This window comes from Stieleria neptunia, from assembly GCF_007754155.1.
Lineage (GTDB): Bacteria > Planctomycetota > Planctomycetia > Pirellulales > Pirellulaceae > Stieleria > Stieleria neptunia.
Genome location: NZ_CP037423.1, coordinates 7314301 through 7334042, shown reverse-complemented (window position 1 = coordinate 7334042; position 19742 = coordinate 7314301). Strand labels below are relative to the sequence as shown.

Annotated in this window: 12 protein-coding genes; 3 read left to right on the top strand and 9 right to left on the bottom strand. The window is 58.8% G+C overall.

Going from position 1 to position 19742, the window contains the following annotated elements; translation table 11 throughout:
- Positions 1-31: 31 nt before the first annotated feature.
- The 7 genes from Enr13x_RS25530 to Enr13x_RS25500 all read right to left on the bottom strand — a co-directional run bounded on the left by Enr13x_RS25530 (position 32) and on the right by Enr13x_RS25500 (position 11477).
- On the bottom strand, positions 32-2758 hold the full coding sequence (locus Enr13x_RS25530; RefSeq protein WP_145389625.1) for a hypothetical protein: 2727 nt from the start codon (positions 2756-2758) through the stop codon (positions 32-34).
- A complete protein-coding gene (locus tag Enr13x_RS25525) occupies positions 2759-4234 on the bottom strand; it encodes a sulfatase family protein (RefSeq protein WP_145389624.1) in 1476 nt (491 codons plus the stop codon).
- 63 nt (positions 4235-4297) lie between these two features.
- Positions 4298-5590 carry a glycoside hydrolase family 117 protein gene (locus tag Enr13x_RS25520; RefSeq protein WP_145389623.1) on the bottom strand — a complete coding sequence of 431 codons (1293 nt, stop codon included), beginning with the start codon at positions 5588-5590 and terminating at the stop codon, positions 4298-4300.
- Positions 5591-5664: 74 nt separating this feature from the next.
- Positions 5665-7254, bottom strand: a complete 1590-nt coding sequence (locus Enr13x_RS25515; protein WP_145389622.1) for an alpha-L-fucosidase — start codon at positions 7252-7254, stop codon at positions 5665-5667.
- A gap of 163 nt (positions 7255-7417) precedes the next feature.
- A complete protein-coding gene (locus Enr13x_RS25510) occupies positions 7418-9448 on the bottom strand; it encodes a glycoside hydrolase family 127 protein (protein ID WP_145389621.1) in 2031 nt (676 codons plus the stop codon).
- 281 nt (positions 9449-9729) lie between these two features.
- Positions 9730-10821 (bottom strand): sugar kinase, encoded by a 1092-nt coding sequence (locus Enr13x_RS25505; protein ID WP_145389620.1) that lies wholly within the window; start codon positions 10819-10821, stop codon positions 9730-9732.
- Positions 10818-11477 carry a bifunctional 4-hydroxy-2-oxoglutarate aldolase/2-dehydro-3-deoxy-phosphogluconate aldolase gene (locus Enr13x_RS25500; RefSeq protein WP_145389619.1) on the bottom strand — a complete coding sequence of 220 codons (660 nt, stop codon included), beginning with the start codon at positions 11475-11477 and terminating at the stop codon, positions 10818-10820. The genes Enr13x_RS25505 and Enr13x_RS25500 overlap by 4 nt, the downstream gene beginning before the upstream one ends.
- A 130-nt stretch (positions 11478-11607) precedes the next feature.
- Here Enr13x_RS25500 and Enr13x_RS25495 point away from each other — a divergent pair, with 130 nt between their 5' ends.
- A complete protein-coding gene (locus Enr13x_RS25495) occupies positions 11608-13842 on the top strand; it encodes a transglutaminase family protein (protein ID WP_197455354.1) in 2235 nt (744 codons plus the stop codon).
- Positions 13843-14030: 188 nt separating this feature from the next.
- Positions 14031-15314 (top strand): lactonase family protein, encoded by a 1284-nt coding sequence (locus tag Enr13x_RS25490; RefSeq protein ID WP_231743781.1) that lies wholly within the window; start codon positions 14031-14033, stop codon positions 15312-15314.
- An 82-nt stretch (positions 15315-15396) separates the two neighbouring features.
- Here Enr13x_RS25490 and Enr13x_RS25485 read toward each other — a convergent pair whose 3' ends face one another.
- Entirely contained in the window at positions 15397-16623 is a 1227-nt protein-coding gene (locus tag Enr13x_RS25485; protein ID WP_145389616.1) for an outer membrane protein assembly factor BamB family protein, read from the bottom strand.
- A gap of 611 nt (positions 16624-17234) precedes the next feature.
- On the opposite strand from Enr13x_RS25485, the gene Enr13x_RS25475 reads away from it, so the two are divergent.
- On the top strand, positions 17235-18491 hold the full coding sequence (locus Enr13x_RS25475; protein ID WP_145389614.1) for a hypothetical protein: 1257 nt from the start codon (positions 17235-17237) through the stop codon (positions 18489-18491).
- A 93-nt stretch (positions 18492-18584) separates the two neighbouring features.
- Here the strand turns inward: Enr13x_RS25475 and Enr13x_RS25470 are convergent, their stop codons facing one another.
- Entirely contained in the window at positions 18585-19676 is a 1092-nt protein-coding gene (locus tag Enr13x_RS25470) for a hypothetical protein (RefSeq protein ID WP_145389613.1), read from the bottom strand.
- Positions 19677-19742 lie beyond the last annotated feature (66 nt).

The following is a 19742-nucleotide window of genomic DNA, read 5'->3' as shown; positions in this document are numbered from 1 at the left end:
TGGCGACTGATGCAAATCGCCGGCTGGCAGCTTATCCCTCGTCAACGGGCAGGGTATGAACTTGTTTGACCTCAGACATTTCGTCGCGATGGGCGAGGACCAGGACTTGTTCGCCCGGATCGACGTCGACCAATCCGCTGACCACGATCCTGCCATCATCCAGACTGGTCGTTCCCCGGATCGGGCGTCCGTTCAGGTCCAGGATCTGGACTTCGGCATCGGGAATCGTTTTGATTTGAGGGAGCCGACTGGCAGGCAGACGCCCCGTTTGCGAGGCGGTCGTTTGCAGCGATCCTCCGCCGCGCGGTGTTTGCTGTGGCGGATCCACCAAGTTGCGGATTCGCAGGTCGATCGACGGATCTTCTTTTCCAGGGTCGAACTCCATTTCCAAGAAGTTCCAGTAAAACGGTTCACCGTCGGCGTGCGGCGACAGGTTCGGATCAGAAAACTCTTTGTGATACAGGCAATGAATCGTCAGATCGCGTCCATCGACGTCTTTCATCTGGGGGCCGAACCCCGGAATCACGCCGCGACCCCCGCTGCGACCGATCGGGCCAAAACTGGATTCGATCACGCGATGGGTCTGGTTGGTCATGATCGAACCGTTGTGGACGTCGCCGTAAACGGTCACGACGCCGTCGCGCCCGCCCAGCAACTCCAGCACTCGATCGGCGCCGGCTTTGACCCAGCCGGCGTAATCGGCGGTCACTCGATCGCGTTGACTGAACTTCATCGGGTGTTTGCCGCTTTCGAAATCGCCCCGTCCGCCGGTCCAAATCGTGTGCAAGCCGTTGATCCCCGTCAAACACATCAATCGGGAAGAATCAGTGGCGAGCAGTTCTTGTAACCAGGCGAATTGTTCTTCGCCCAGCAGGCTGCGTGTCGGGTCGGTGCGGTCATAAAGGCTTTTGAAGGCACCCCAGCCATGCTCGCGCCAGACGTCGACGTTCTGGCTGCTTCGCCACAATCGTGAATCCGTGATCACGAACGTGAAGTCGCGATGGGGCATTTTCCAAGCCCGCCACTTCTTCGGATTGGCCAACGGATCAACCTCTTCGTCGCCGGTGATCAGGTGGTGGACGATTTGGAAATTGCGGCGCATGTACGACGCGTCTTGCCCCAGCCCATCTTGTCGCCGAATGATGATCTGCTCGGGCCCTTTGACATCGTCCATGCCGTAGTCATGGTCGCCGGGATTGATCACGTTCCAGTGGCGCATCAATTGCCAACGGCTGGTCGGTCCACAGATCGATTGGGTGACGATCTTGTAGGCGTCATCGGTGCTTGGCGGATACAACACCAGTTCCATGTACCAAACGTCGTCTTCCCAGACCATCACTTGAAAATCGTACGCCTCCAAATGGGCGTAGGCGCCCTCGGTCGGTTGGTCGCGAAACTGCCAAACGTTGTTGCCGCCGGTGATCGTGTACCCGTTGACCGTCTTCTGTTGCAGACCGCTGGTGATCGCGTGGCAGGACAGACCGCAGAGCCGATAGGGCGCGACGAGTCGGGGTAGGCGTCCGACATAGTTTCCACTCTCCGGTACGTCGCCGACCAATCCCGTCCCCGGGCCGACGGCGTCCGTGCCGATGCGTGGATCCGCCGTCACGTCGCCCCCATCTTTCCAAACGGTGTAGTAGAGGTCTGCGGCGCCGGGGTTCTCGGGCAAGACGGCTTCGATCACGGCCGTGTTGCGACGAAAGTCATTGTTGATGATTTTTGCGTGACCCGCCACGGACACCGACTTCCATCCGCTGGCCGGGCGCTCGGACGTTGCGATTCGGAGTTCCGCTTGTTTCCCATCGCTTTCGAAAATCCCAACGAAGCGAACCGTCCACTCGCCGGCGTCGTTTTTCTGTAGCGTGTCACCGAGTGCATAGCAGGCTAGGCAGGGACTAGTTCGCACGGTGAGCGGCGGGGCCTGCTCCGCTTCGATCGTCAGCGCATTGACGCTAAAGTCGATCAGCCCACGTCCCAGCACTCCGACATAGCCTTCGGTTTGGCCGACGGAAATCTGTTGTGTCAATCGAACGGTGTCGCTACCGCGCGACAGCACGATTGACAGCTGGGCGTGTTGGCCATCGGGGACTACATCGACTCGCAAGTTGACGAGATCGCCCGACGACAAATCAAACGCCTCGCGCTCGGCGCCGACTTGTTGCCGCCCGGCTCCTCTCGTCGCTTTTCCACGAGAGATCACATGGAGTTTTCCGTCGTCCGACCAAGCGATCTGAGTCGCATTGGTGACCCTGTTGAAACTTTCCAGCAGATTCTTTGACCCGATCGCAATCCCCATCAGCCCATCACCGCGCTGGTACATCTTCCACGCAGGGTCATCCCCGTGGACCGGATCGGCAGCGTCGGCGTGGTAGACAAATTGGGCGTCGATCGAATACCGGCCGGTCAGAAAGTGATCGCGCCGATACAGAATTCCCGCTGGCAGTGAGGGATCGTACTCCGTCTCCATCACGCCGCCCTTGGATTCAGAGTGGAACGGAAATCCCGTCCGGCGGGCGCGATCACCGACGTTCGACAACCGGCGACGCAAACGACCGTTTTCGATTTTCCAATAACCTGGATTCAACGATTCCCACTCGGGCGGATGAACCAGTGAGTCTTGCCGGGGGAATGTGATTTCGGTCGCGCCAGACTTGGACGCGGCGGATGCCAAGCCGGCGTGCGCCACGGTCATTCCCGCCGAAGCCAGCGCGGCGGATCGTTTGACAAATTGACGCCGATCAATCGGTGAGTCAGTCATTTATTTTCCTTCGGAGGCCCATTGCTTCATCAGCGCGATGTTCTTTTGGACCGTTTGTAGTTGCTTGGGATCGAATTTTGGCAAGCTCAGTCGATCGGTGTAGACCTTCATGTCGCTGTCGTACATTTGTTCCGATTCGGCCCGTCGTCCTTGATCGCCGGTTTCTTCCATCCAGACGTCCAGCCGTTGACGCATCTCTGATAGCTTTTCGGCAAACTGCGGATCGCCCGCCAGATTGTGAATTTCATGCGGATCGTTCTTCAGGTCATACAGCTCTTCGGTCGGTCGAACGTCGCGAAACAACAACGCTTGCGTGTCGTTCAACTTGCCGGCCGCGTGCTCTTCGCGCAGTGCAATCAAGATCGCTTTGGCGTCCTTGTAGGCACAGGGTTGCAAGTAGGGCCGATCGGGCAGGAAGTTGCGAATGTACTTGAAATCCTGGGTGCGGACGCTGCGGATGTGGTCGACGGTTTCATCGCAACGGTCTCGAGCGGCGAAAACGGCTTCGCGCGGGGTGTAGTTGTCGGCCAAGATGTCTCGGGCCTGCATCGAGTCGGGGATCGCGATGCCTGCGGCGGCGAGCGACAACGCGGCGATGTCAATGTGCTCGACGACATCTTCGCGAACGGTGCCGGCGGGAATCCCCGGGCCGGCGATCACCAGCGGGACGTGCAGCCCTTCGTCGTACAGAAATTGTTTGCCGCGGGCGTGGCTGATTCCGTGGTCGGTCATGAACAACACGATCGTGTTCTCAAGCACACCTTCGTTTTCCAGCCGGGCCAGCACCTCGCCGACCATCACGTCGGTCATGCGAACTGAATCCAGATAGGCCGCCCAGTCACGCAGCAGATCGGGATGATCGGGGTAATAAGGCGGCAAACGGACGTCGCTGATGGGCGTGCGACTGCCCAGTGTTTTCTCCGCGGCCGCAGAAACTTTCTCCCACCCCTCGGCGTCTTTGCCACGCAGCTTTCCGCCTTGCGTTTGGATCTGGGCGAAGAACGGTTGTCCTTCGTTTCGTGTGGCCCAATCGTTGGAGTCGTAAACGGATTTGTCCCACTGGAAGTTGTAATCCGTTTTGCCAAGTTTGCCGTTGAGCGGCCAACCGGTGATCGACGTGTGGTAACCGGCGTCCTGGAACAGCTTGGGCACCAGTTCGATGCCGTCGGGAAGATTAATTTTTAATTCCCCTCGACCACTGCGGTGATGATGTGCGCCGATGCTGGTTTGGTACATGCCGGTGATGAATGCCGATCGGCAGGTCGAACACACCGGTGCGGTGACGAAGGCGTTTGAGAATTTCACACCGCGTTGGGCGAGCCGATCGACGTTGGGCGTTTGGATCGCGGTTTCACCATAGCAAGAGAAATTCGCCGACATGTCATCCGGGATGATCCAAACAATGTTGGGGCGATCTTCGGCAACCAGCAGTGGCGATACGGTCAGAAGGCAAACGAGCAGAACGGTGCGGAGCATGTTTCAGGGAGCCGTCAGTGGAAAGGGAAATGCGGTGCACCCATTGTAGAAGCTTCAACGCGGCTATTGTTCCCTCAGCTTCTTGTTCTCGTTCTCGATTCGTGCTTTTTGTGCGCCGCTCAATCCCTGCCGAAAAAACACGTCGGGTTTGTGATAATCGCCGGTGCGTTTCATCGCCGGATCGTCTAAATCCAAGCTGAGGTCGCAATCAAACCGGGCCAAAATCGCGTGGTTCTTGTCCCAGGTGGAGACGTTGACGAAGTGCGAAAGTCCCCACGTGATGCCACGACCGTTGCGGGTGTCGGTGAACGCGTCCGGAATGAACGGGCCGCCCGCATTGGGCATCAGCGAAACGATCGACGCGATCTCGAAATTGACACCATCCTTGGCGTATTGGATGGTGGAATGTTCCAGCCCGTCGCGGATCACAAACGCTGCGATTCCGTCGCGGAAGGGAAACAGCGTCGTTTCATGACCGGAGTTGATCACGGGGTTGAGTGGATGTTTCTCGAACGGCCCCAAGGGATCGTCGGCGATCGCCAGCCCTTGCATCCTGACCAGGTTCGGATTGCCGTCAAAGTCCGACTTGTAATACAGATAGATCTTGCCGCGGTAAACCAACGGATACGGATCGTGGATGGAAAACTGGTCCCACTGCCCGGGGGCTCCGTTGGGGACAACCCTTTGATGGTGCGGCGTCCAGGGGCCGTCGGGGGAGTCGGACGAAGAGACCGCAACCGGGCAGTCGTCACCCCGTTTTCCGCTGGGTTCGCTAAAGCCCTGGTAATAGAGGTAGTACTTGTTTTTCCAAACCAGGATGTCGGGCGTGCTGACTGATCGCCAGCCGATCAAAGGCTTTTTCGGTCGCGCTACCGCGATCCCTTGTTCCCGCCACGTGAATCCGTCCTGGCTGGTGGCGTACCAGATGTCGGCCAGGTCCCAGTCACTCGACGGAAGGGTGTCGGTGTATCCGTCGGGACCTTGGGGCGGCGCCGGCGTGTCGCGTTTGGTGTACCAAACATAGTACTTGCCGTTTTCGAAAATCACTTTGGATGGATCGCGACGCGAGACCGTGCCGTCGCCACCGTGATCATCAAAGCCCACCAGCGGGGTGTACTTGAATCGCGTGTAGAGTTCGTTGTGTTCGGGGCGCGGGGCGGGATACGCGGAATAGTTGCGCCGCATCGCGGCGCTCAAGGGACGGTCGGGTTTGCGCGTCGGCAGCACAAACGGGAAACCGTCGTCACCCTGGACAATTGAGTCGCCCCGACCTGGCCGGGATTCGCTCTTGATGTCCTGTGCGGACGCGAACGTTGCGAGCGAGCCGAGTAGCAGAATCAATGATCGTCGCAACATGAGCACTGTTGGGGGCGCGGCGTAAACGTGGCGTAAGCTTCCAGCTTGCGATACTTGCGATGCTTGCCATCGACCTATCGGGTGACTTTCAAGACATAGGCGTACTCGGACGGCTTGGTCGTCGGCAGTTGCACCGAGAGCCCGTTTTCGTCACGCGACCATTGCAGTTTTTGGTCCGATCCCAACATCGTGATCGACGCGATTTCACCCTGATAGTGTTCGCTGTCGCTGGCCAGCGTCTTGACCGTGATGCGGCCGCTGGCCGGCCATTTCAACCCGGTGACGTACAGCGTGTCGCCGCGGGCGGTGAATCGAAGATCCGCCGCGGTGAACGGTTTGTCTTTGGATTCCGAGGTGTGACCGGTGGAAACAGCGGTCGGGCCTTCGCCGAACGTTTTCCAGTACGTCGTTTCGTAGATCGATTCCCCGTTGATCTTCAGCCAGCTTCCGATCGCTTTCAGGATCGCTTGGTCTTCTTCGGGGATCGTGCCATCGGCGCGGGGGCCGACGTTCAACAACAGGCAACCATTTTTGCTGACGATATCGACCAGATCGTTGATCAATCGTTCCGGGGTCTTGTAACGTTGGTTCCGAGTGTACCCCCACGAACTGGCGCTGACGGCGGTGTCGGTTTGCCAAAAGGGCTTGCGAATCTCGGCCATCTTGGATCGTTCTTTGTCCAGCACGGCGGCCGATTCGGGGAAGGCTTCCCATTTGTAGTTGATCACCCCCGCCTGGCCAGATTGTTTCGACGATCGATTGTAGTAGTAGGCCGCAAACTGTTTGAGGTGATCGGCGAACGGATTGTTTTCGTAATTGGTGGTTTGCAATCCGGGAGTGATCCCAAAGTCGAACCAGAAAACGTCGGGTTGATACTTGTCGACCAGCTCACAGGACCGCGCCAGCCAGTCATCTTTGAACTGTTCGTCTTGGGGGACGAAGTGACTCTTGTAGTCCCACGCGTCGGCTTTAAACAGAAACGGCATCGGACGACCGTACAGATCGGCGTATTGCGGATCGGCGTTGTCGAACGACTTGTCACGGACGTAGTACATCCAGTTGAACGCACGGTGGCTGCTGACACCGAACTTCATGCCTTCGTTGCGAACGGCGACCGACAACTCGCGAATCACGTCACGTTTGGGCCCCATTTCCGAGGCATCCCAGCGCGTGAACGAGCAATCGTACATCGGGAATCCGTCGTGGTGTTCCGCCACCGGGATGACGTAACGCGCGCCGGTTTCTTTGAACAGCTTTGCCCAGCACGCCGCGTCAAACTTCTCCGCCTTGAACTGCGGGATGAAGTCTTTGTATCCAAACTTGCCCTGCGGTCCGTACGTCTTGATGTGATGATCGAAGAAGTTGTCGCCACGTCGCGGAAGATTGATGTACATCTGCCGCGGATACCACTCGCTGCCGTAGGCGGGAACGCTGTACGCGCCCCAGTGGATGAAGATTCCAAACTTGGCGTCCTTGTACCACTGCGGGATTTTGTACTGCTCGAGCGAGGACCATTCGGGCTGAAACGGTCCCTCGGCGGTGACCGCTTGGATCTTCTCAACGGCCGGGGCGACCGCCGGATGTGGCAGGGTCGCGGGGTGCGGTTGCTCGGCGAAACCGCAGCACGTCATCATGGCGACAAGTGCAGTTGCGGTACACGTCATGCTTCTCGAGAACATCACCAAACTCATGGGGAACGAGGTTTGCGGCTGCTTGGGACAGGGAAAACATTGTCGCACAGGCGGAGAAGATTCCCAGAGCCCGATCGGGATTTGCCCGTCAATTTTTGCCACATACGCTGAATCGGAGGGGGAATGAACCTCGACTCTATTTCCAAACCAGCGGCAACCAGACCGTCATTTCGCTCCTGCCTCGATTGGACCATGCAAAGTAGGGCACGAATTGGGTCTTTGCGGTCATCCAAGCCGGCTTTTTCAAGGTTTGGTACATGGCGTCTTGTGGATGGGCGTGCAGCAACACGTTTCCGGTCAAGGTGGTCATCCCGCCCAGGAACTTGGGCTGGTCGTGCGTTTTGAGTTCGATGTCGGTTGGCAGGTGGACGTCCAAGATCTTGGTGTTCTCTGGCAGATCGGGTGACTCGATGCAGTACACGACCGGGCCACGTTTGATCGCCGCCTGATTACGAATCTCTTCGATACGGGGATGGCCGACCATCAACTTGGCCTCCATCGGCATATCGATCGCAATCACATCGCCGGCTTTCCATTGTCGCTTGATCGTGGCGTACGTTCCTGGCCGCGTCGCGACGCCGAGATCCTTGCCGTTGACGCGGACGTCGGTTGCTTCGGCCCAATCCGGAATTCGCACCAAGATTTCAAACGGTGCTTGTTTGCAGGACTGGATCGTGATGTTGACCGCGCCATCCCAAGGGTAGCGTGTGTCCTGGGTCCGTTTGAGCGTCGATCCATCGAGCAATGTTGTGTCGAGTCGATTGCCGCCGTACAAGTTTACCGCCACACCGTCTTGCGACAGGCTGTACGCCCAGCCGGACAACTGGGCCACCGTGCGGACCAGATTCGGCGGGCAGCAAAAACATTCCAGATAGGGTTGTCGATCGGGGGTTTCCGTGACCAACGCCGAGTAGTCGCGGGCACCATGGATCACACGTAGCGGGTTGGAATAGAGGTAGTGGGTCCCGTCCGCACTGATCCCCGACAGGCCGCTGTTGAACATCACCAGTTCCATGATGTCGGCGTACTTTGATTCGCCGTGAATCCCCAACATGCGCAAGCTGAACATCGCGTTGCAAAGGTTCGCACAGGTCTCGTTGTAGGCCGTCAAGTTGGGCATCGTGTATTCGCCGATGAATGCCTCGTGGACAAAATCGACGCGGCTGGACGCACCGTGATGTGTTTGGCCACAAGCGCCGGTGATGTACATTTTTTGGTGGACTACGTTTTCCCAGAGCCGGTCCAGGGCATCGATCAACGCCCGTTCGCCCGTTTCCGCGGCGACGTCGGCGGCACCGGCATAAAAATAGAGCGCCAACACGGCATGGCCGACCGCCTCGGTTTCTTTGCGCAGCGGTTTGCGTTCCTGAACCATGTCGCCGACCATTTTGAATCGCACCGTCTCATCGGGCTCCGGGGGCGATTTCCCGCGCATGTTGATGAAGATCTCGGCGAGTTGCAGATACCGTTTGTCCTTCGTCGTGCGGTACAGCTCGACCAGTCCCATGATTTGCGTCTGATTGAACCCGAACCGCGCCAGCGCCTTCGGTTGTGGCTCGAACAGGTCATACAGGTAGTCGGCATGCTTGACCGCGATGTCCAAAAAGTTGGTCTTGCCGGTGACCCGATGGTGAATGCAGGCGCTGGTCAGTAGATGTCCGCTGTTGTACAGCTCGTGATACTGTCGATTCGAGAACCGTTTGAGTCCGGGGATGGTGATTTGCGTCGACAGGTAGCCATCGTCTGCTTGGGCATGCCCGATGACCGTGATGATCTCGTCGAGTTCTTCCAGGATTCTCGGATCCTTGTTGATGGCGTAGACATACATGGCGGCTTCCATCCATTTGTAGAAGTCACCATCGTGCCAGTGCATGCCTTGGTGTGTGCCCTGTTTGAGACCCGCGGCAATTTTGAAGTTGTTGTACGCATGCCCGCGGTCTCCCTTGAGCAGCATCCCCATGTGCGGCACCATCACCTCTTCGCACAGTTTGAACTTGTCGGCCCAAAAGCCTGACGTCCATTGACAATCGCCGATGTCAATACTCTTCAATTTGACGTGGGGGCTTTCCGCGTTGTTGATCACACCTCGCTGCTGCGCCTGTGCCACGTTTGTCTGAGACAGGCCCATCAAAGGCAGGCTGAATAGAATCAGAAGCAAGTTTCTCATTGGACCGTTTACCCTAACGCTGTGAAGTAATTTTTCCCTGTGTTTCTTTAGGTTTTAGCGGCAGGGCGCGAGCGGGCGGTCGTTTTCGTGAGCCGCGACGCGTAAGCGGCCGGGCACTGCGACGCTGCCCGAGGCCTTACGGCCAGCGGCTCACCATTGACTCAGCAGATCCCAACTAAATCGACAGCCCGCGAGCCCTCCGGTTCTTCATCTTTGCCAATACACCGGAGGGCTCGCGCCCTACCGCTAAAAAATGCTTTACAGCGTAGCGTTTACCCGTTTCATCGGACCACGCGTCCCGATGCGGAGCCGCCCATCAGGGCCTCCACTTCGCTCCGCGTGGAGAAATTGAAATCGCCTTTGATCGAATGCTTTAGACAGGATGCGGCGACGGCGTAGCTCAACGCCGTTTGCGATTCGCTCAAATCAGCTGTCGTCAACGCAAAAATCAGCCCCGCGGCGAACGCGTCGCCACCGCCTACCCGGTCGACGATGTTTTTGATTTCGTAGGGCCGGTAATTGCCCTCCGCGTCGAGCGGCGCGAACACGGGTCGGTCGGATGCGGCGTCATAGAGCATCGCGCCCCAGTTGTTGTGTGTCGCCGAAAGGCTTTCGCGGAGCGTGATGGCGACCTTGGAAACGTTGGGGAATTGCGTCGCGACTTGGCGCGCCACGTCGGGATAGCGTGACGTGTCCAACGCTCCGGCGTGGACGTTGGTCTGGCCGGCTTGGATGCCGAGCACGTCGTGGCAATCTTCTTCGTTGGCGATCACCACATCAACGTAAGGCAAGATCGTCCGCATGGTTGCCTGAGCCAGCTGACGCGGCGATTGGGTGGCGTCCCATTTCCACAGTTTGGCGCGGAAGTTCAAATCGATTGAAACCGTCGCACCGACGGCTTGGGCTTGTTGCGCCGCGGCCAACGTCGCATCGGCCGCGCCCCGCGAGAGTGCCGGCGTGATCCCCGTCAAATGCAACCACTGGGCTCCGTCAAGGATCCCGTCCCAGTCGTACCGGTGGGCCGGCGTGATCGCGATCGCCGAATCGGCGCGGTCATAGATCACGTTGCTGGGGCGTTGGTTGGCGCCGGTTTCCAAAAAGTACAGCCCCAGTCGCCCTTCGTCGGTCCGCAACACGAAACGGGTGTCGACACCCAGAGCGCGGATCGAATCGATCGTGGCGTCGGCCAAGGCGTGCTTGGGCAGCGCGGTGACGAAGCGGGCCGCACCGCCAAAGTTGCTGATCGATTCGGCGACGCTGGCTTCGGCTCCGGCATAGGTGACTTCCAACTCGCGGGTCTGGCGAAGCCGCAGGTGCCCCGGTGCCGCCAACCGACCCATGATTTCTCCGAACGTCACGACCACTTGATTCATCTGCGTTGTTCCTCTTGTAATTTGCTCATCACGGCGGCGGCTCGGGCGCTGATTCCCGCCCAGTCTTCGTTGTCCACCAAACCTTGTTTGACGATCCATGATCCGCCGACCGTCGGCACATTGGGCTCGCGAAGATACATTGACATGTTTTCGGCGTTGATCCCACCCAGCGGAAAGTATTCGATGCCCAGGTGTTTGTAGGGAGCTGCCAGGCTGCGCAGGTAGTGGACGCCTCCCATCGCTTCGGCCGGAAAAAATTTGACGAAGCGACAGCCCTGTTCGATCGCCGCTTCCAAATCCGATGGCGTCGCGATCCCCGGGGCAAAGGGCAGGCTGATGTCTTGCGCCGCGCGGACGACGCGCGGGTTCATTCCCGGTGCGACACCGAAATCTGCGCCCGCGGCTTTGACCTCGCGGACCGATGCCGGACTCAAGATCGTCCCGACTCCGACCAGCATCTCGGGGACTTCGGCACAGATTTCGATCACCGCCGCCATCGCCGCCGGTGTGCGGAGCATCAATTCGATGGCGTTGATCCCCCCGTCCAACAAGGCTTTTGCCAGGGGCACCGCCTGTTCCACTTTGTCGACCGAAAAACCGGCGACAACGCCGCATGTTTTCAGCCGATGCAAGATCTCTTTGGGAAACTCGACCATCAATCCTCAACCTCCTGAAATGCGTGGAACCGTACGGGGCGCATTCGAAGCGAGTCCGCATCCGTCTTCGCATCGACTTTTTCATCACGTCCAACCTGATGATCCGTCGGCATCCCGCTATCATAGCGGCATGAACGATTCTTCTCTGCAAGGAGCGACAGTGTACCGACTCGATTTGATTTTATTGGCCCTGCTGACGACGACCGCGATCTTCACGGCGTCTCCCCTGACCGCTGACGAACAATCCCACCAATCGTTGATCGCCAAAATTCGCCCTTCGGTTGCGACGATTCGGGTCCAGGGGCGTGACGGGAAACCACTGGGCATCGGGACCGGATTCATCATCGATTCCGACGGACTGGTCGCCACGAACTTTCACGTGATCGATGAAGGGCGTCCCTTTACCGTAGAGACAGCCGGCGGCAAAAAACTGAGAGTGCTCGGCGTCGAGGCCTCGGACGTGACCAGCGATTTGGCAATCATTCGCGTCGATCCCGGATCCACCGGGCTGCCGGCGCTCCGGTTTGCCGAAGACGAAACATCCCAGCAAGGCATCCGCGTGCTGGCCTTCGGCAATCCCCTGGGGCTGCGCAACAGCGTGGTCGAAGGCATCGTGTCGGCCAGACGTGAAGTCGAAGGCCGCGAGTTGTTGCAGTTGGCGATGCCGATCGAACCGGGAAACAGCGGCGGCCCCCTGGTCGACCTGGACGGCCGTGTCCATGGCATCATCAACATGAAATCGTCCATCGACCAAAACTTGGGATTCGCCATCCCGATCAGCCAACTGGTCGCATTGCGCGAGAACCCGAATCCGGTCACGATCGATCGCTGGGTCCGGATCGGTCGGATCAACGCGGACCGATGGACGCCGGTGATGGGATCCCGCTGGCAACAACGCGGCGGACGAATCGTCGCCTTGGGCCAGGGCAACGGTTTCGGCGGACGTTCTCTGTTGCTGTCCAAACGGGAGGTTCCCCAGCGGCCCTTTGAAATCGCCGTGATGGTCCGGCTGGACGACGAATCCGGAGCGGCCGGGTTGGCGTTCCACAGCGACGGCCAAAACAAGCATTACGGTTTCTACGCCAGTGCCGGACGCCTGCGATTGACATGCTTTCGCGGGGCCTCGGTCTATTCCTGGGACATCCTCAAAGAAGTGGAAACGGAACACTATCTGCCCGGACAATGGAATCAATTGAAGGTGCGTGTCGAAACCGACAAGATCTCCTGCTTCGTCAACGGACGTCTGGTGATCGAATCCGACGATCAACAGCTCACCGAGGGTCAGGTCGGGCTGGCAAAGTTCCGCGAGACCGAGCCAGAGTTTTCCGGCTTCCAACTCGGTGCCGCGTTGCCGTCACCGATGTTGTCCGAAACCGCCGAACGCACGCTTGAGGAACTTGAGGTGGCGACGCTGCCACTGGATTCGATCGGAACCGATCAAATTCACGAACTGGGCAAGTCCGGCGATCTGGCATCACGCGAATTGACGCGACGGGCGATCGAGCTGGAAAAACAGGCCGAGCGACTGCACCAGTTGGCCGACGACGTCGAACGCGCCGAGACGATCGGTCGCTTGAGCGGACTGGAGCAAACCGACGCCGATCAACGTCTGCTGATCGGATCGCTGTTGATCGCAAAACTGGACAGCCCCGATTTGGATGTCGATGCCTATCTCGCTCGCGTCGACGAAATGGCACAAGAAATCCAGGACACCCTGAAGGAAGACGCGTCGGCGACCGAGAAACGCGACGCCCTGCACCGGTATCTGTTCGAAGAGAACGGATACCATGGCAGTCGAAGCGAATACTATCACACCGCCAACAGCCACCTGAATCGCGTCATCGACGATCGCGAGGGGCTGCCGATCACGATGTCCGTCTTGTACATCGAAATCGGACGCCGGCTGGGGATGAAGGTCGAAGGCGTCGGCTTGCCCGGGCACTTCGTGTCCAAACACGTCATCGATGACAAAAACGAACAGTTGATCGACGTGTTTGAACGCGGCAAGTTGCTCAGCCGCGACGACGCCAACGAGATCGTCACGCTGCACGCCGGACGCCCGATCCGCCCCTCTGATTTGCAAGCCAACACCGACATCGAAATCCTGACCCGAATCCTGAACAACTTGATCGGCGTCGCCGGACGTCAGAACGACGGCGAGGCCATGCTCCGCTACTGTGACGCCATCGTTGCGGTCAATCCCGGCCAGGCCCGATACCGCATGTTGCGGGCCCAATTACGAGGGATGACGGGAAGAATCAATCTGGGTCTGGAAGACGTCAATCTGCTGCTGGAAAAAGATCCACCGGAACTGGATCGCAGCGAAATTGAACGGCTGCGTTCGGCGCTGAGAGACAGACTTTGAGGATAGGAAGATTTTGTTGGTCAAAATAGGGGGGCAGCCGCGTAGGGCATGCTGTGCATGCCGACGCTCAGCCGCGTAGGGCATGCTGTGCATGCCGACGCTCCGTCAGGCACAGCCTGACCTACGCCTACTCCTTTCGATCAGAATGATCGCCTTGCCTTTGTAACCTTCCCACCCTTCTGCCACTTATGAAGATGAATCAACTCTCCCGATCTCGACGTTCGTTCTTAAAGACTTCGGTCGCCTTGGCCGCGGTCGGCCCGGTTGCCGGTGGTGTTGCCCACGCAGAATCCGATGCGCCGCCGTTGATCGCCTATGTCGGCACGTTCAGCTCGCCGCTGCAGGATGTGTTGCCGACGCAAGTGGATCTGCCGCCGGGCAATGGACGGGGGATCCATCTGTTTCAAGTCGATCGCCAGACGGGAGAGTTGACCGAGATCGGCACGCAGCGGATGGGGACAAGTCCCAGTTGTTTGGCCGTCAACGCTGCGGGAACACGGCTGTATTCTGCCAACGAAACCGATCGCGTCGGTGAGGGTAAGGAAGGTTCGGTCAGCACGTTTTCGATCGACCGATCCAGCGGCAAGTTGACGTTGATGGGCACCGTGCGAAGCGGCGGCGCCGGTCCGACCTATATCAGCATTCATCCCAGCGGACGGTTTGTTCTGGTCGCCAACTATTTCGGCGGTAGCGTTGCGGTGCTGCCGGTCAACGCGGACGGGCGTTTGGGTGAACCGGTCCAGGTCAAGCAGGACACCGGCACGATCGGACCGACGCGAGCAACCCACGCGCCGGCGGGCAGCTTTGCCATCAGCGGCCACGATCGCACCCACGCCCACATGATTCAATCCGATCCGTCGGGAAAGTATGTGATGCACGCCGACCTGGGCTTGGACAAGCTCTTTCTCTGGCAGTTCGACGAGCAAACCGGAGCCTTGACCCCCAACGATCCGGCGGCGATCTCATTGCCACCGGGAGACGGACCGCGACATTTTCATTTTCACCCCAACGGACGCTGGTTTTATTCAATCCAGGAAGAAGGCTCGACGATCGTCTTGTTCGACTACGATGCGGACGCGGGGCAGTTGGCCGCGCGACAAACCGTCTCGACCTTGCCGCCGGGGTTTGTCGGCAGCAATTTCTGCTCCGAGATCTTGGTGTCTGACGATGGCGGATTCGTTTACGCCGGCAACCGCTTGCACGACAGCGTGGGAATCTTTGCCGTCGGCGACGACGGGGAGCTGACGTTTGTGGGCGAAGAGTGGACGCGCGGGAACTATCCACGTAGCTTCAGCTTTGACCCGACAGGCCGATTCTTCTATTGCCTGAACCAACGAGCCGACCACATCGCGATCTTCAAAGTGAATCGTCAAACCGGCGCGCTCGATTTCACCGGCCACTACGCCGCGGTCGGCAATCCATCACACATGGTCTTTCTGGACCTGGCCGCTCCGCCACGTCGAACCGAGTGAATCGGGCTCCTACATCTTTTGACCCGCCGGTTTCCACTGCACCGGAGGACCGGAGCATCAACAAGCCGTCCGGGCCATGGCGTCACGGCTGGATCAGATACAAGTCAGACTTGCTGCGCAGGATCAGTTGGTCTGCGACGACCGCCGGTGAGGCCATGAATCCGTCGCCGAGCGTCGTTTTTGCCAGTTCCTGGTAGGTCTCGCCGGGCTTGAATGTCAGGATGTCGCCTTCGGTGCTGAAGCAATAGATGCGGCCATCGGCATAGATCGGCGAGGCGGCGAAGGAACCGCCGGCTCGTTCTTGCCAGACGACGTCTCCGGTTTTCGGATCGCGCGCCGAGATCACGCCGTCGTCGCTGTTCATGTACAGCACGCCGTCGACGAGCAACTGGGACGATTTCTTGGCGACACTCTTTCGAGCAGACCAGGCGATGTGTGTCCCCGTCACGTTTCCTTTGCCGTCGGGGCTGACCGCGATCATCGACCCCATGCCGTTGGTGATGAACACCAGGCCGTCGCCGTACAGCGGACGGGCCGACGCGTTCATGCCTTCGTGGTAGGCGGTCCAAAGGGGGTGGCCGTTGGACGGGTCGTAGGCGATCGTCGCGACGGCACTGGGGTAGACCAATTGTTCCTGGCCGTTGACGGTGATGACGTGGCCGGTGCAGTAGGCTTTCATCCGGTCACCGTCGTTGGTGCCGTAGTCGATCTCGCGTTTCGTTTTCCAAACCGTCTGGCCGGTTTCTTTATCCAGTGCCACCACATATTGAACATCGTATCCGTCATACGCGATGAACAACTTGCCGTCATGCAGAATCGGCGATGACGCGGGGCCGCGGTGGTGATCACATTCCAAATCCTCGCGTTTCCAGATGACGTTTGCGTTGGAGGTGTCTAAGCAGGCGGTCAGGTAGCTGCCGAAGTGGATGTAGACGCGACCGGCTTCGATCACCGGCGTCGGCGTCGCGTAGCTGTTCATCGGGTGGCAGAACGCGGGGGTTTCGTTTTCCAGCAGGACCTTATCGTGCACGATCTTGCCGCTGTTGCGATCGACACAAATCACGGACATCCGGGTGCCGTCGTCGGTCGCCGTCGTCAGCCAGATCTGGTCGTCCCAAACCACCGGCGAGGACCAGCCTTTGCCGTGAATCGGAGTTTTCCATTTGACCACCGACTGGTCGATCGTCACCGGCAGCTTTGCATCAGTGGCATGGCCGTCCCCCGATGGTCCTCGAAACTCCGGCCAATTGGATGCGAATGACGTGACGGTGAAACCGACCACGATGAGAACGGCGACGAGGTAGCGCATCAGTAGGTGATCCAGAGCGATCGGGTGGGGAGAGTTGGAAGGCGGTGCCAGGGTGCATCATAAGTTGCCCAAGGCGCGTTCTCAACTGCACCGCCAAATTCGAGAAAGATTCGCTATACTCGATTCATGAGCAAACCCAAGCCCGAGCCGATCCTGCCCGGTCAAGTCACGGACCTTGCCAAAGCGGTCTTGAAACAGGACCGGTTTCCGCAGTGAGCGCGAAGGGAGTTGGCGCGCCGGTTGTTGATTTGCACGGAAATCGGATTGGTCAAAAAATGCGGTGGTCAAAAAATTGAGAATTCAGCCCGTGGCGGACGGCGAGGCCGATCTGCCGCCATCTTTTGACCAACCAATCTTTTGACCAACCAATCTTTTGACCAACCAATCTTTTGACCAACCAATCTTTTGACCAACCAATCTGTGCGCCGACCCAGTGTGCCGCGACGCTTGAGCGTTTCGGCTCGCTCCCCTCGCCTGCTTTTCCGCCCACGCGATTTACGGTGTCGCTAAGATAGACTGGCGAGTGCCTGGCAACCGGCGTAGACTCGCCAGAGAACTCGCCCTCGTGTGGCATCTCCCCCGCCTTCCGGTCCCAATCGACCCCACCTCCGATGCATGACCTCAAACCACTCCGGCTGCTGACGCTCGCGTTGCTCGTGGCCGCCCCTTCGATCTGCCACGCCCAGTCACGCCTGGACGAGCCGCCGATCAATTACACCGAAACCAAGGGTGACAATCGCGTGACGGCGATGATCGACAAAGTGGATTCGGGGGAATTGGAATTGGTCTATGAAGACGGATACGGATACCTGCGATCGATCCTCCGCGAGTTGGAAGTCCCGATTTCGTCCCAAGCACTCGTCTTTTCCAAGACCAGTTTGCAGACCGGACGGATTTCACCGACCAACCCCCGGGCGATTTACTTTGGAGATGAGGTTTATGTGGGCTGGGTTCGCGGCAGCTCGTTGCTAGAACTCTCGGTGGCCGACCCCAACCTCGGTGCCGTTTATTACACGATCCAGATGGCTCCGCGACGACCGTACATGCGGCGCGAGAACTTTCGCTGCCTGGGCTGTCATGAGAAAACGGTCGATCACGGCAAGATCCCGGTGCACACGGTTCAAAGTGTGATGGCGCGTCCCAGCGGCAAGATTAATTTGCTGCTTGAGACATATGTGACCGACCACACCAGTCCCTTGGAAGAACGTTGGGGCGGTTGGTACGTGACCGGCCACCATGGATCGATGAAACACATGGGCAACGCGTTCTTGGAAGGCGAAGCACTCGTTTCATTTGGTGAGTCCAGCGCGGAAACACTCAGCCGCCAATTTGACCTTTCACGGTGGCCCGTCGCCGGCAGCGATATCGTGGCCTTGATGGTTTTGGAGCATCAGGTGGAGATGCACAATCGGTTGACCGATGCGAATTATGCCGTCCGCCGAGCGCGTTACACGTCGACGGATTCACCGGGCCAGCGGGCGCAACTGGAATCGGTGATCGATGAATCGGCCAAGTTGGTCGTCGACCATCTGTTGTTCGTCGATGAAGCGAGGTTGGAATCCGAGATCAAAGGTTCGGAGCGTTTTCAGCAGGACTTTGTCGCCAAAGGCCCGATGACCGGTGACGGAAAATCATTGCGACAGTTCGATCTGAAGAAACGTCTGTTCCGTTTTCCCTGCAGCTACACGATCTATTCGCCGGCCTTTGCGGCGCTCGATGAGCAATTGAAAGCGAAGGTCTATGAACGGCTGTGGCGTGTGTTGAACGGGCAAGACGATTCCGACGCGTATCGTCACTTGAGTTCGGACGACCGTGCGTCCATTCTCGCGATCCTGCGTCAAACGATCGACGAATTGCCGACGTCCTGACCTCTTTTCCGCGGCGATTGTGGGCCAGGCTTCCAGCCTGTCGTTTTCGCCATGACAGGCTGGAAGCCTCTCCCACTTATTCTTCTGACGGTCCTAACGCACCGAGCGTTCCCCCGTCGGGCTCGCCAACGTCGCGAACTTCGCGCTCGTTCGCCGCTTCCAAATGAAACCGTCCAGTACGTAGTGTGTGATCTGCGGAACGGCCAACAGCGGCACCAGGATCAATTCCACCGATTCAAGATTCCACGGCGTGCCGAACAACCAGGACCGCTGGTGCCAAACGCCGCGATCCCAGACCAGTTCTTCGACGTAGGCCAAGATCCAAATCAGTCCGATGAAACGCGACAGTCGCATCCCCACCGAGGGCAGCGCTTGTGATTGCGTTGGTGTGGCTGTCTGGTGGTACCAGTAGACCAGGACCATGTAGGGAATCCCGTGAATGATCACGTTGGTCACGGTGAACGCATAATCAGAATTGAACGTGATGATTCCCAGATACCAACACACCGCGGTTGTCGCCACGACCAGATCCTTGCCGGGGTTGAATCGACGCCTAGTCACCGCCAACCCGATCGCTTTGACGACATACGCCGCCATCGCCGACCAGTACAGCGGCGCCAGGTAGAGTGACCAGTCCAGCGAAAACGAGGCGAAGTCATCGGGGCGAAACCACCAGAATTCCCGGGGCAGGTGACAGTGCCAATAGACCAGCGGATACACGGTCGCCAGATAGATCGCGGCGGTGTCGATCCGGCGGCCCCAACGATTCGTTTCGCCGGCTTTGTTGCGATACAGTGCCACCCAGCCGTATTGCTGGCGGATGAAGTGGAACACCGCCAAATAGGCCAAACAGCGCCAAAACACGTCGACACTTTCGCTGTACAGGGCCCAGCTGATGGCAAACGCCAATCCGGGCGTCAACGCGTACAACCACGGTCGCCGTGCCAGTTCGGCGCGATCGAAATAGACGCGAAATCCCGTCGCGTAGACGTGGGCGACATCGATCAACAGAATGGCGACCACCCAGGCCCAGCTGGGCGTGTCCTGGTGCAGCCAACCGAACACACCGCCGACGCCGAGCATCGCCAGGGCCAGCAGCGCACTGCCACCGAAGGTCATCAGGTCGACCGACCGGCTGAACAGCCAGGGCGTCGGCTCGGCGGCAGATGCGGTCGATGAGTTCATGTCGGCCCCCGGTGGCGTAAGCTTCCAGCTTGCGATTGCAGTTCGAATCGCAAGCTGGAAGCTTAC